The organism is Deltaproteobacteria bacterium, from assembly GCA_012522415.1.
GTDB lineage: Bacteria > Desulfobacterota > Syntrophia > Syntrophales > JAAYKM01 > JAAYKM01.
On the sequence record JAAYKM010000041.1, the window covers coordinates 1 to 13,171 of the forward strand.

Consider the following 13,171-nt stretch of genomic DNA (forward strand, 5'->3'; position numbering starts at 1 on the left):
AGGTCTGTCTGTTGATAGAAGATTGGTTTTAAGATCGTACCCATACATCGTTCTCTTAACCTTTTTAATGTTGGAAAGAGCATCCATCTATGTGACGACTTGACTTTTTTTAACATAGAAGAATGACATCTTAGACTGATGGCGGGATTCGGAATAACATGACATATGGGTTGCCCGGGCATGCGGAATGAAAAAAATAGGTTTCAGATGGAGGGGCGTTCCATGTCATTTCGACCCGGCGCAAGCCGGGGAGAAATCTTAATCCCCGAGGTTTCGGAAGCAGCGTTACGTTTAAGACTTCTCACGTTCGTTCGAAGTGACAAGAAGGAAAGGGTGTCGAAGCGACATGAAGTTGTGTCATCCCGAGGAGCCTCCCTCAGGTCATCCCGAGGAGTGCCCCTCATGTCATTTGAGGGTAACCGTCTGACGAGCCCACCTTGTCACCTGTTTACAGGTGGGATATGGGGACAGTATTCTGAGGAGCATCCCTTGTCCTTTCGAGGAGCTCCCCCATGTCATTTCGAGGAGCGAAGCGACGAGAAATCTTGTCCCCCACGCTGTCCCAAGGCGGTGCGTTCAGGATTCCTCACCCCGCTATCGCGGGGATTCGGAATGACATCTTAGGCTGACGGCGGGATTCGGAATAACATCTTAGACTGACCGGGGTTCAGAATGCCACTTTAGAACAGTCGCGGGGCCTCGGAATGCCACGCAGGGCAATGCATTGCGTCCCTTTAACCTGCTGGCTTTCGGCAGGAAGAAAAGGATGAGAAATGACGATCTCCGAATGGCTCGATAAAAAAATGGCGGTGGGAATCGATGTCGCCCACATTGAAGTGCCGACGGAGATGATGATCGACGAAGCTCCGGATGAAACCATTTATTTCAAGGAGATTCGTTCATGCAGCATACTGTGCCCTGAGGACCATCCGTTTGCCACCGTCGAACGCTTCGGAGACTGGTATTACGCCCGGGGACGCGATAAAGAGGCCTCCCGTCATACAACGCTCCCCCTTTGGTGGCTGTGGACAAGGGATAAACCCCTGGCGTTACGGACGGCGGAAGCACATATTGAAAAAGAATAATGGAGAAATCCGGGGACATCCATGATAAGGTTTTTCGAGAGGGAAACGGAGGTTCCCCCTATGTCCCGGCGGGGGACCATTGGTTTGTTGTCAGAAACCAATGATAAAATCGGGCGTTAAAAATCATTGAAATAAGGAGGAAAGAAAAATGGGAACAAAAGGAAGAGCAATCGTAGAACTTGATGTTGAACAGTTGCTGGAAATGCTCAACAAGGCCTATGCTGATGAATGGCTGGCATATTATCAGTACTGGGTGGGAGCCAGAGTCGCCTGCGGCAGAATGAGGGGCATCGTCGCCGAAGAATTAGCCGAACACGCTGCGGAGGAATTGGAGCACGCCGAAATGTTGGCGGAAAGAATCCTCACCCTGGGGGGCACACCTCTTTTAAAGCCGGAGGAGCTGATAAAAGAATCCAATTGCGGTTATGCCGTTCCAAGTGATCCCAATACGATCAAACTTCTTCAACAAAACATAGAAGGCGAACAGTGCGCGATTGAAACCTACAAAAAGCTTTTAGACTTTGTAAAAGATAAGGATCCAATCACCTATAAGCTCATCCTGGATATCTTGGAGGATGAGGTCGAACACGAAGAGGATTTGGAGGCGATTCTGTCGGATATGCAATAACCATCACGCAATGGCATCGAAAAAGCCCGTCTATTGGTTTAGACGGGCTTTTTCATATTAAGTCCGGTATTTTATAATAAAAATATCCCTTGACGTGAAAAAAGGGTGCTTCTATACTCCGAACCCTCAAAAATGAGTTCCATTGATCACTTCAGTTTCAATCAACATCAAAATAATTTATTTGCGAGGAGGGGAATATGTTTATCACCCTGACCGACGGCCGGAGAATACCCATGGAAATGCACCGGGTAAAGATTGTGCAGAAGCTCAATCTGCTTCCCGCTTCCGAGCGGCTGAAATGTTTGCGGGCGGTTGGCTACAACACCTTTCTCCTTCCCTCGAGAGAAGTCTTTCTGGACATGCTGACCGACAGCGGCACAAATGCCATGAGCGACAACCAACTTGCCGCCATGATGGTCGCTGATGACGCCTACGCGGGCTCGGAAAGTTTTTACAAGCTCGCCGATGCCGTCAGAGAGGTTTTCGGATTTGCATACACCCTGCCGGTTCATCAGGGGAGGGCCGCCGAACATCTGCTCGTCAAGGTCCTGCTGAAGCCCACCCAGGTTGTTCTCAACAATTACCACTTCCCTTCGACACGGGTTCATGTGGAAATCGCAGGATCCCGGATTCTGGACCTGGTTGCGGATCGCGCCCTGATCCCCGCGACCGATGAACCGTTCAAGGGCGACATTGACATTGTCAAACTCAAGGAGGCCATCAGGGAGTACGGTCCGGACAGGATCGCCTTCATCCGGATGGAGGCCACGACCAACCTGATCGGCGGTCAGCCGTTTTCCCTTCAGAACCTGCGGGCAGTGAAAACCGTCGCCGATGAAAATAACCTGCTCCTTATTCTGGATGGCAGCCTGATCGGTGAAAACGCCTATTTCATCAAAATGCGCGAGGCGGGGTACGCGGACAGGTCCATCAAGGAAATCCTCCTGGAAATGATGAAATATGTAGATATTTTTTACATGTCGGGCCGCAAAAGCGGGGGTGCACGGGGTGGACTCATCGCGACGAACCACAAGGAACACTTTGACCACCTGATGACATGGCTGCCGGTCTATGAGGGCTTCTCGACTTACGGCGGCATGTCCACCAAGGAAATCGAAGCCATGGCGGTGGGACTGGTGGAAATGACCCAGACCGAAGTTGCCGGCAGCAGCCCGGAGTTCATACAGTATTTTACGGAACGTCTCCAGAATGATGGCGTACCCGTTGTGACCCCCCCGGGGGGGCTTGCCTGTCATGTTGACGCCCGCTCCTTCCTCCCCGATATGCCGCCCCTGCAATATCCAGCGCAGGCCCTCAACGCGGCGATGTACCTGGTTTCCGGGGCGCGGGGCGTGGAACGAGGGTCCATGTCCGAAGACCGGGATCAGGACGGCAAGGAGATAACCGCAAGGATGGAACTGGTGCGCATCGCCATCCCACGGCGCAGTTTCACTCTCGGGCACATCGAGTATGTGGCGGATCGTGTCGTCTGGCTGCACCGTCATAAGGAGCTCATCGGCGGACTCAGGTTTGTGGAAGAACCGCCGGTAATGCGCTTTTTCTTCGGCAGGCTTGAGCCTGTGGGGAATGACTGGGGCGCGACCTTGGTGGACGCGTTCAAGGCCGATTTCGGGGATGTGTGATAGCATCATACCTTTCAGCTAAAAACCATCCTGCTTGTCCCCGTGGGTACGTCAAAGGAAGGAGGATGCTGAAAGCGTTTTTTGCGATCCGTTGTGCAATCCCATGGGGTCCCCTCATATGTATCAGGGTCGACACCCAGGCTCGCCGTCTCCGCCTCATTTCTCGAAACCAGGTCATATTGGGGACGGCGATCATTTGGATCCTTTGGTTCGTTCAGGAAAAATACCCGATAAATTTAATAATAACTGTGTATTGACAGGAAGAGATTTTTCTGGCGATGCTTCGAAGATTGCGATATAGCACGCGATATCCGGGCTGCGGACGTGTTAAAAGGTGTATGGAGCAGGAGAACCATGAATTTCGTTATACGGGCCGGTACGCAAAAAGACGCCGGGGAATGTGGCGCAATTTGCTTTGAAGCTTTTGCGACGGTTATGCCGCGTCACGGTTTTCCTCGATTGGTTCTATCCCCCGAAGCGGTAAAGGAGAATTTCTCAGACCGCCTTTCCCATCCGGGTTATCATGTTCTGGTTGCCGAAAGGGATGGAAGACTGCTCGGGAGCGTCGTCATCGATGAACGCTCCCTGATCGCCGGGGTGGGACCGTTGACGATCGATCCCGCGGTTCAGGACCGTAAGATCGGACGCCGCCTCATGCAGGCCGTTTTCGAACGGGAACGGGAACGTCGTTGTCCCGGGATGCGATTATGTCAGGACGCATATCAGAACAGATCCCTGGCCCTGTACGCGAAACTGGGTTTCGAGGTGCGCGAGCCCCTCGTCGTCCTTCAGGGGGCGCCGCCGGGTCTGAAGCTCCCCGGCTATACGGTGCGATTTGCCGGGATTGAGGATGTTGATGCGTGCAATGCCTTATGCCGACGTGTTTTTGGTTATGACCGTGGCGATGAGCTGCGGGACGCCGTGGAAGCCGGAACGGCAACTCTGGTGGAACGGGACAATCGGTGTAGCGGCTATGCAACGGGGGTAGGGTACAGCGGACACGCAGCAGGCGAAACCAGTGCCGATCTCAAAGCCCTGATCGGGGCTGCCGCACAAGTCAGCGGACTTGGATTCCTGTTGCCGAGCCGAAACGGGGAACTGCTTCGCTGGTGTCTGGGAGAGGGTTTCCGAATTGTCAAAATAATGACGCTCATGAGCGCGGGGCTTTATCACAGCCCGCAAGACGCTTTTCTTCCTTCCATTTCGGGCTAAGAGCAAAACAGAAATTCACAGACGATTGATGCCTGGAAGCGACAGGCCGGAAGGGCATCCTCAACGGGGCGTTTTTATTCCCCCTGACGATATTTCCCGTCTTCTATTCACTCCTGTACTGTCCGCTCAACTGGCCGCAGGCAGCAAGGATATCGCTCCCCTTGCTGACCCGGAGTATTGCCGTGTAGTGATGCTTTGCCAGGTACGACTGGAAGGCGGCGACGGCTTCCGGGGAGGGGCCTTTGAAGGGAGAGCCGGGGAATTCGTTGAAAGCGATCAGGTTCAGCTTACAACGGGTTCCCTTGAGGAGCCGAACGAGCCTGGCCGCGTCCTCCAGGGAATCGTTGACCCCGCCGATGAGGATGTATTCGAAGGTCACCATCCTCCGCCCCGGCATGTGATAGTCCCTGCAGGCGGCGAACAGTTCCGCCAGGGGATACTTTCGGTTTATGGGCATAAGATCGCTGCGGAGTCTGTCATCCGGGGCGTTTAGGGAAACGGCGATGTTCACGCAGATGTCCTCGCCGAGTTTCAAAATCATGGGGGCAATCCCGCAGGTGGAGAGGGTTATCTTCCGGGTGGAAAAGCCGAAGGCGTGGTCCGACGTAAGCACCCGGATTGCCTTGACCACGTTGTCGTAGTTGTCAAGGGGTTTCCCCATGCCCATAAGGACGATGTTTCTGATTTCCGGTCCTTCCGGCATGTTGGTTCGGAGAGCCATGACCTGGCCGGTGATTTCCGATGGCCGTAGATTACGGGTAAACCCCTGTTTTCCTGTCAGGCAGAAGCGGCAGCCCATGCGGCATCCGACCTGGGTGGAGACGCAGATGGTCCAGTGGGTTTTACCGGGAATAAGAACACTTTCGATATAATTGCCGTCATCGAGCCTGAACAGCACTTTTTTCGTGGTGTCCCCGGCTGTCCGGGTTTCGACGATGCGCGGGGTGTCAATGACCGCGCGGCGGGAAAGTTCCTCCCGGAACACGCGGGAAAGGGTCGTCATCTGGTCGAATGATGTGGCGCCCTGGCGATAAAGACACTTCAGTATCTGGCGAGCCCGGTAGCGTTCCTTCCCCAGTCCGGCGATGAAAGTCTCCAGTTCCTCGGGAGACATATCCTTCAGGTTGGGGAGTCCGGCATTTATCATTTACAGCAGTTCTTCCAGGCGTTGGGCGATGGCGTCGATGAACCCTTCCGTGTTGGCTTTCCGGTTGGCCGGGCTGGGTTCCGCGACGAGCAGGAGATCCCCTGTCATGGTTCCTCCCTCGACGGTGGCGAGAGCCGCCTTCTCCAGGCAGTCGGCAAACCATGTGACTTCCGGCGTACCGTCCAGCTCGCCCCGTTTGCGAAGCGCCCCGGTCCAAGCGAAGATGAGAGCCATCGAGTTGGACGACGTCTCTTCGCCGTTCAAGTGCTTGTAATAATGCTTCTGGACGGTTCCGTGGGCCGCCTCGTATTCATAGTATCCATGAGGGGAGACGAGCACGGACGTCATCATGGCGAGGCTGCCGTTGGCGGAGGCGATCATGTCAGACATGACGTCGCCGTCATAGTTTTTCACCGCCCAGAGAATGCCCCCCTCGGTTTTCATAATCCGGGCAACGGCATCGTCGATCAGGGTGAAGAAATATTCGATCCCCGACGCGTTGAATTTGCCCTTCCAGTTCTGCTCGTATTCGTCATCGAAGATTTTCCGGAAACGGGCGTCATAGATTTTGGAAATGGTGTCCTTCGTGCTGAACCAGAGATCGAGTCTCTGTTCCAGGGCATAAGTGAAGCAGGCCTTAGCGAAACTCAGAATGGATTCATCTGTATTGTGAATACCCTGAATGATGCCGGGGCCGGTGAATTCCTTGATGGTGCGGCGTGATGGTTCCCCGCCGCCGGCGGGTGTAAATACAAGTTCCGCCCTGCCCGGACCGGGGACCCGGATTTCCGTGTTGCTGTAAACATCGCCATAGGCGTGCCTGCCGATGGTGATGGGCTTTTTCCAGGCGGAAACCGCGGGGCGGATGTTTTTGACCACGATCGGGGTTCTGAACACAGTGCCGTCAAGCAGGGCGCGAATCGTCCCATTCGGGCTCTTCCAGGCCTGCTTCAGGCTGTATTCCCTGACCCGGTCTTCCGTCGGGGTGATGGTGGCGCACTTGACCCCGACGCCGTATTTGATGATTGCCCGGGCCGCGTCAAGGGTTACCTGGTCGTCTGTGTTGTCCCTGTGCTTGACGTGCAGGTCATAGTACTCCAGGGGGATATCGAGGTGGGGTAAGATGAGCTTTTCCTTGACGAATTGCCACATGATCCGGGTCATTTCATCGCCGTCCATCTCCACCAGCGTGGTTTTGACTTTTATTTTCTCCATGCCGTGTCCTTTGTTATATTTTCCCCCCATGATGAATCGGGAATTGTTAACCCGGCGGGCCGATTTGCCCTCCCGAATGATTCTTGGCTAGGAACGCAGATTCAGGGCGCCTCCGGCCAGGATCATGGCCTTCTGGCGATCAGACAGATCGTGGACAACTTCGAATTGCAGCCCCTTGGTGATGTCTCTGACGATAAGGGGACGACCCTCCGTGATAATCCTTCTGATATCCGGAATTTCCAGAGAATCTCCCTGGTCGATCCGGTCATAGTCCCCTTCGTTGCTGAAAGTCAGCGGGAGGATGCCGAAATTGACCAGATTGGCCGCATGGATCCGTTCGAAGGATTTGGCAATGACGGCCTTGACCCCGAGGTACATGGGACAAATGGCCGCGTGTTCACGCGATGATCCCTGACCATAGGAAAGTCCCGCTACAAGGAGGTTGTGTCCGCCCCTGTCCCGGATGTCTGCGGCGCGCTTCGAGAAGGCGGGATCCACGTTTTCAAAGGCAAAATCAGCGTAACGTGGGATGTTGGAACGGTACTTCATCCGATCACCGGCGGGGATGATGTGGTCTGTCGTGATCTTGTCGCCGATTTTCAGGGTGATCTGCCCCCGAATGTCCGCAGGGAGCTCGGTGTTTTTCGGTGGTGCGCCGATATTGGGACCCCTGAGAATTTCCGTGGCGGCTCCTTCTTCTTTTGATACCGGTGGGATGATCATGCCGTCGTCTATGTGAAAACGCGCGGGCATGACCACATCGGGGTAGGGTATGTCCAGATCACGCGGATCGGTGAAGACCCCGGTGATTACGGCCGCCGCCGCCGTTTCGGGACTCACCAGGTAAATCATGGCGTCTTTCGTCCCGGATCGGGCGAGGAAATTGCGGTTAGAGGTGCGGAGGGAGACGGCGGCGCTCCGGGGACTTTGACTGTTTCCAATACAGAAGCCGCAGGCATTTTCCATGAGCCTGGCGCCGACGGACAAAAGATCCGACAGGTAACCGTCCCGTGAAAGATTTTCCAGAACCTGCTTCGATCCCGGGGCGATGATGAAACTCACGCGGGGATGAACAACCTTCCCCTTGAGGATCTTCGCCACCGTAACCAGATCCTTGTAAGATGAATTGGTACAGCTTCCCAGACAAACCTGATCGACGGGAACGGCACCCATTTCCCTGACGGTGCCGATCTGGTCGGGGCTGTGAGGTTTTGCCGTCAGGGGTACAAGTTCGCCCAGGTCGATCGCGATGGTTCTGTCGTAAACGGCATCCTCGTCGGCAGCGAGCGGTGTCCAGTCCTGGCCCCGGCCCTGCGCTTCAAGGAAATTCCTGGTCATTTCATCGCTGGGAAAAATGGACGTGGTGACACCGCACTCCGCCCCCATGTTGGCAATCGTGGCCCGCTCCGGAACCGTTAAATACTGCAGAGCGCTCCCGCCGTATTCGAACACGTGGCCAACATTGCCCTTTGTGGAAAAAATCTCCAGAACCTTCAGTATGATGTCCTTGGCAGACACCCAGGGGGACAGTTTCCCTTCCAGGTTGATTTTGATGACCCGCGGACAGGTAAGGTAAAACGGTTCGCCCGCCATGGCCAGAGCCACATCGAGCCCCCCCGCGCCGATTGCTGCCATGCCGAGAGCGCCTCCCGTCGGCGTGTGACTATCGGAGCCGATCAAGGTTTTGCCGGGTTTTCCAAACCGTTCCAAGTGTACCTGATGGCAAATGCCGTTACCGGCCCGGGAGAGGTGGATCCCATACTTGCGGGCCACAGACTGGAGATAGCGGTGGTCGTCGGCGTTTTCGAAGCCGATTTGAACGGTGTTGTGATCGATGTAGCTGACCGAAAGTTCCGTTCTGACCCACGGGAGGTTCATGGATTCAAACTGGAGATAGGCCATCGTTCCCGTTGCGTCCTGGGTCAGGGTCTGGTCGATCCGGATGGCAATTTCGCTGCCTGGGACGTAGGTGCCCGTAATCAGATGTTGCCGCAAAATTTTTTCCGTAAGGGTTTCAGTCATGATTGATTCACTTCTTCGACAGGTCTTCGTGTCCCGCCAGCTAAACGGTTGTGGCCTTGTTCGGCCGTTGTTTAGGAGATGAACACTATAGAAAGGCGTGGAATAAATCAATATAAAAATAGGAGAACAGGGGGGAGCGGGCTTGAAGAATCAATGGATCAGCCGGGAATAACCTCCGTTTCCAGAGTGAAGGGATCGACGGCCAGAACCCTACTTTGCCCATGTTGTTCAAAGGTGCGGGTGGCGATGCGGATCGTGTTTTCGAAGGCAAAAGGTAGAAAAATGGGCTGGTAATGCGCGATGGAGCCCGCCGCAAAAGTGACACCGAAAGGAAAAAACAGAACGAGGCAACAGAGGCAGAACACGGGGAAAAGCTTTTTTATAGCTTGTCCTCCAGCTCCTTGATTCGCACAGCCTTGATGAACCGTTTGTTATAGTAGGGCTCGTTAAGGCTGCTCACTCGAACTTTTTTGGATTTGCCGGAGGCGGCGTGGACGAATTCATTATTGCCGATGTAGATGCCGACATGGCTGATATGGTAACGCCGGGTATTGAAGAAAACCAGGTCCCCCACGGCGAGCTTGTCTCGAGAGACCTTCTGGCCCATTTGAGCCTGTTCTCGTGCTGTTCGGGGTAAATTAACATCAAAAATCGAATAGATGCGTTTTACAAAGGCGGAACAGTCCAGGCCTTTCAATGATGCGCCACCGAAACGGTAGGGAGCACCCAGGAACCCCTTCGAAATTTTCACCAGGAGTTGTCTTTCCTTGGAATCGTCCCATTTCCCAAGGAATCGAGGGAGCTGCTCCCCGTCTTCCTCGCTCAGCACGTCTTCATGGTTATCCGGGGGATTTTCTATTTCTTCCAAATCGTTCAGGTCGAAATGATCGAGGCTATCCATGCTTTCTGGATTTCCTTGATGCAGATTCGCCGGTTCCGGATAAGTGAGCCTGAGTTTCTGTCCCGGCCGGATCCGGTTGCTGCTGACCCGGTTGATCGCCTCCAGATCGCGCACGGAGACTCCCGTGACCTTGGCGATTCTTGTGAAGGTATCTCCTTTGCGGACCACGTAGGTTGTGTTTTGATGTTTATTGGAAGCCGCCCCCTGACAGGGGGTTTTTATTGATTTGGTTTTGTCCTGGGTAGGGATGGTGAGAACCTGATTGAGACTCAGTTTGTCGCTTTTGAGATGGTTGGTTTCTTTCAGGCTTTTTATAGAGACATGGTATCGTTTTGCGATAGCTGAAAGGGTGTCACCCTTTTTGATGCGATATGTTTCTGCTGAAGAGCCGTTTGTTGGTAAGCAAAACATGAACAGGACGAGAAGTCCCAGCCAGAGAGCGATACGCCGATTCGTCATGAAATTCCTCCTCCAGGGTGTTCGGGGGTTTCATTATTTCGGTCGTATTGTGCACGGATACCAAGGAGCGCCACACGACTGCCCCCCTCTCTATCGGAAAAAAAACGACAAGTCAAATTTTTTTTCGCTTTCTCTTCTTGATTGTGGGCGACTTCACATTATTCATGGAGGCGACGCTGAGTCCGTCAGGCTCTCCAGGGGAAAAGAACCACCACGTTGTGTCTCTGAGATGGTCAATCCGCCGGTTCCCCTCAATTTCCCTTTGCCCATCCCGGCAGGCCTGTGATAAAGACGGGCCATGCTGAATGTGGGACTGACAGGGGGTATCTCGACGGGAAAAACGACCGTCTCCCGGCTGCTCGTGGAGAGGGGGGCCATGCTTGTTGACCTCGATGTGGTGGCGCATCAGGTCCAGCTTCCGGATACGGATGTGTGGAAGGAAATCGTCGCGACATTTGGGGAGGGCATTCTTCGCCCGGACCGGGCGATTGACCGAAACAAGTTGGGGACCATCGTGTTCAGCGATCCAGCGAAACTGAAACGTCTGAATGCAATCGTTCATCCCCAGGTGTTCCACGAATGTAGAAATCGCATCCGGCATATCGAAATCACGCAGCCCGATGCCATTGTTCTGTCAGACGTTCCGCTCCTGATAGAAATTGACGCTCAGTCGTGGTTCGACCTTGTGATGTTGGTGTATATTCCTCCAGAAGAACAGTTGGAGCGTCTCATCAAGCGAAATGGTTACAGCAGGGAATACGCGGAAAAACGTATTGCCTCGCAAATGTCCATTGAGGAAAAGATAAAGCACGCAGGCCTTGTTATCGACAACCGCGGGAGCATCGAAGAAACAGAGAGGCGAGTCGGAGAGGTCTGGCAGAAACTTCTGCGATACGAAAAAAATAAACGTGAGCAAAAACCATTGATATGAAGGAGAGACAGTATGATCGAAAGCAATGTCATCACCGATTTTTCGTCCAAGGAATTCACTCCCCTTGTCGATCCCACGGCCTATGTTCATCCCCTGGCCAGTGTGGTCGGGCATGTCATATTGGGGAAAAACGTCATGGTCGCGCCGTGTGCGTGTGTCCGGGGTGACGAAGGCCAACCCCTTTTTGTCGGGGATGATGCGAACGTTCAGGACGGCGTGGTGATCCATGCCCTGGAAACGGAGAAGGACGGGAAGGTATTGGAAGACAATCTATACGCCGTTGCAGGCGAAAAGTACGCCGTTTATATCGGTAACCGGGATTCTCTTGCGCATCAGGTGCAAATTCATGGTCCCGCCGTGGTTTTGGACGACTCTTTCATCGGGATGCAATCTCTGGTTTTCAAATCATTTGTGAACAGCCACTGCGTTGTGGAGCCGGGCTGCATTCTCATGGGGGTCACCATTCCCGAAAACCGTTATGTCGCGGCGGGTTCTGTCCTGAGAAGCCAGGAGCAGGCCGATGCCCTGCCCGTTATCGGTCCGGATTACCCACTTAAGGACCTCAACAAGGATGTCGTTCATGTCAATACGTCTTTGGCCAGGGCATATCTGAAGAAAGGGTCTCTGGAATGCGGTTGTTGATACGATGCGTCGGAGGTATGGTTCGGATGAAATAATCGGAACCCTGAGCCTGGTGGGGGGTGTCGGCCTCTTCAGCACTGTGGAGATTGCCAGTAAAATTATCGGGTCCCGGGTGGACCCGATTGTTCTGACCTTCATTCGGTTTTTTATTACCGGCCTGCTCTTGATTCTGATCAGTCTGCCCGTCCTGAAAATGAGAGCAGAGCCCTTCTCGCGGCGGGATTACGGCGTTTTTTTTCTGAACGGGTTCATCGGCATCACCCTGGCTTTGAGTCTCTTTCACACGGCGATTTTGGTTCTGGACAAAGCCGCGTCGGCAGCGGTCATCTTTTGTATCAACCCGGTCTTCGTTGTCATCTTGGCCCGTTATATCAACCAGGAACCCTGGAGCCGCCGCAAATGGGTCAGTGTTTTTCTCGGGGGCGCGGGGGTTCTCTGTTTTGCCTGTGAATCGGGGGTGTTTGCCTGGCATTCACTGCACGGTCTGGCCCTGATGGTCCTGGCGGCCTTTCTTTTTTCGCTGAGTACCTGCATCTCCCGGCGGGTCGTGGCACGTTACGGCGCTCTCGTTCTGATGGGCTTTTCATCCCTCGCCGGCAGCCTGATCCTTTTCCCCTTGGCCCTCATGCGCATCGAAATAACAGGGCTGCAACAGATCATGGATGCATCGGTGCCCATCTTTTACATCACGTTGATGGGGACTTCTCTTGCGTACTATCTCTATTATTACGGACTGTTAAATACCTCTGCCCAGCGGGGGGGCATGATTTTTTTTCTAAAACCAGTCCTGGCCTCCCTGCTGGCGGTCTGGGTGCTTGGTGAAACCATCAATTCATATATGCTGGGGGGGATTATCCTGATTCTGGCGGCTCTTTTCCTCGAACTTCCCCGGGATATGTTTCAGCGGATCCGGAGCGTTTTATGATGGCTCCTACATCTGGCTTTCGTGCTTTTTGACGTTTCTCTGGAATATGATGCGAAGACCCTCCAGGGTCAGCAATTCATCCACTTCATCGATCGTCCGGGATTCCGATGCCACCACACCGGCGAGCCCGCCCGTGGCAATCACATAGGGGTCGGATCTGGCTTCCTTCTTCATGCGTTCCACGATCCCGTCAACGAGACCGGCGTAACCGTAGATGATTCCCCCTTGCATACCGCTGACCGTGTCCTTGGCAATGATCATCTTTGGTTTTGTGAATTCGACCCTGGGTAATTTTGCCGCCCGCTGGAAGAGCGCTTCACTGGAAATAACAATTCCCGGTGTAATGCAACCCCCCATGTAC

Annotated in this window: 12 protein-coding genes; 7 read left to right on the top strand and 5 right to left on the bottom strand. The window is 54.0% G+C overall.

Going from position 1 to position 13,171, the window contains the following annotated elements:
* Positions 1 to 773 precede the first annotated feature (773 nt).
* The 4 genes from GX147_03580 to GX147_03595 all read left to right on the top strand — a co-directional run bounded on the left by GX147_03580 (position 774) and on the right by GX147_03595 (position 4,568).
* Positions 774 to 1,085: a hypothetical protein gene (locus GX147_03580; protein NLN59785.1), complete on the top strand. Its 312-nt coding sequence runs from the start codon at positions 774 to 776 to the stop codon at positions 1,083 to 1,085.
* Positions 1,086 to 1,233: 148 nt separating this feature from the next.
* The gene (locus GX147_03585; GenBank protein NLN59786.1) at positions 1,234 to 1,713 is read left to right on the top strand and encodes a ferritin; all 480 of its coding nucleotides are present in this window, start codon (positions 1,234 to 1,236) and stop codon (positions 1,711 to 1,713) included.
* Positions 1,714 to 1,910: 197 nt separating this feature from the next.
* A complete protein-coding gene (locus GX147_03590; protein NLN59787.1) occupies positions 1,911 to 3,356 on the top strand; it encodes a tryptophanase in 1,446 nt (481 codons plus the stop codon).
* A gap of 354 nt (positions 3,357 to 3,710) precedes the next feature.
* Entirely contained in the window at positions 3,711 to 4,568 is an 858-nt protein-coding gene (locus tag GX147_03595; GenBank protein NLN59788.1) for a GNAT family N-acetyltransferase, read from the top strand.
* Positions 4,569 to 4,671: 103 nt separating this feature from the next.
* Here GX147_03595 and rlmN read toward each other — a convergent pair whose 3' ends face one another.
* From rlmN to GX147_03615, 4 genes are all read right to left on the bottom strand, one after another.
* Positions 4,672 to 5,715 (bottom strand): 23S rRNA (adenine(2503)-C(2))-methyltransferase RlmN, encoded by a 1,044-nt coding sequence (rlmN, locus tag GX147_03600; GenBank protein NLN59789.1) that lies wholly within the window; start codon positions 5,713 to 5,715, stop codon positions 4,672 to 4,674.
* Positions 5,716 to 6,930, bottom strand: coding sequence for an NADP-dependent isocitrate dehydrogenase (locus GX147_03605; protein NLN59790.1), 1,215 nt, complete (start codon positions 6,928 to 6,930; stop codon positions 5,716 to 5,718).
* A gap of 87 nt (positions 6,931 to 7,017) precedes the next feature.
* Positions 7,018 to 8,952 carry an aconitate hydratase gene (locus tag GX147_03610; GenBank protein ID NLN59791.1) on the bottom strand — a complete coding sequence of 645 codons (1,935 nt, stop codon included), beginning with the start codon at positions 8,950 to 8,952 and terminating at the stop codon, positions 7,018 to 7,020.
* A gap of 379 nt (positions 8,953 to 9,331) precedes the next feature.
* Positions 9,332 to 10,312 (bottom strand): LysM peptidoglycan-binding domain-containing protein, encoded by a 981-nt coding sequence (locus GX147_03615; GenBank protein NLN59792.1) that lies wholly within the window; start codon positions 10,310 to 10,312, stop codon positions 9,332 to 9,334.
* Positions 10,313 to 10,613: 301 nt separating this feature from the next.
* Here GX147_03615 and GX147_03620 point away from each other — a divergent pair, with 301 nt between their 5' ends.
* From GX147_03620 to GX147_03630, 3 genes are read left to right on the top strand one after another with little or no spacing between them, the layout of a single operon-like run.
* A complete protein-coding gene (locus GX147_03620; protein NLN59793.1) occupies positions 10,614 to 11,243 on the top strand; it encodes a dephospho-CoA kinase in 630 nt (209 codons plus the stop codon).
* Positions 11,244 to 11,255: 12 nt separating this feature from the next.
* Positions 11,256 to 11,885 carry a carbonic anhydrase gene (locus GX147_03625; protein NLN59794.1) on the top strand — a complete coding sequence of 210 codons (630 nt, stop codon included), beginning with the start codon at positions 11,256 to 11,258 and terminating at the stop codon, positions 11,883 to 11,885.
* A 4-nt stretch (positions 11,886 to 11,889) separates the two neighbouring features.
* Positions 11,890 to 12,810: a DMT family transporter gene (locus GX147_03630; protein NLN59795.1), complete on the top strand. Its 921-nt coding sequence runs from the start codon at positions 11,890 to 11,892 to the stop codon at positions 12,808 to 12,810.
* 6 nt (positions 12,811 to 12,816) lie between these two features.
* On the opposite strand, the gene GX147_03635 is transcribed toward GX147_03630, so the two are convergent.
* The coding region (locus GX147_03635; protein ID NLN59796.1) for a type III pantothenate kinase at positions 12,817 to 13,171 on the bottom strand (355 nt) is incomplete at its 5' end.

Coding starts and splice junctions, on each gene's coding strand:
- GX147_03630 (NLN59795.1), top strand. CDS start 11,890: ATGCGTCGGAGGTATGGTTCGGATGAAATAATCGGAACCCTGAGCCTG.
- rlmN (NLN59789.1), bottom strand. CDS start 5,715: ATGATAAATGCCGGACTCCCCAACCTGAAGGATATGTCTCCCGAGGAA.
- GX147_03615 (NLN59792.1), bottom strand. CDS start 10,312: ATGACGAATCGGCGTATCGCTCTCTGGCTGGGACTTCTCGTCCTGTTC.
- GX147_03585 (NLN59786.1), top strand. CDS start 1,234: ATGGGAACAAAAGGAAGAGCAATCGTAGAACTTGATGTTGAACAGTTG.
- GX147_03610 (NLN59791.1), bottom strand. CDS start 8,952: ATGACTGAAACCCTTACGGAAAAAATTTTGCGGCAACATCTGATTACG.
- GX147_03605 (NLN59790.1), bottom strand. CDS start 6,930: ATGGAGAAAATAAAAGTCAAAACCACGCTGGTGGAGATGGACGGCGAT.
- GX147_03595 (NLN59788.1), top strand. CDS start 3,711: ATGAATTTCGTTATACGGGCCGGTACGCAAAAAGACGCCGGGGAATGT.
- GX147_03590 (NLN59787.1), top strand. CDS start 1,911: ATGTTTATCACCCTGACCGACGGCCGGAGAATACCCATGGAAATGCAC.
- GX147_03580 (NLN59785.1), top strand. CDS start 774: ATGACGATCTCCGAATGGCTCGATAAAAAAATGGCGGTGGGAATCGAT.
- GX147_03625 (NLN59794.1), top strand. CDS start 11,256: ATGATCGAAAGCAATGTCATCACCGATTTTTCGTCCAAGGAATTCACT.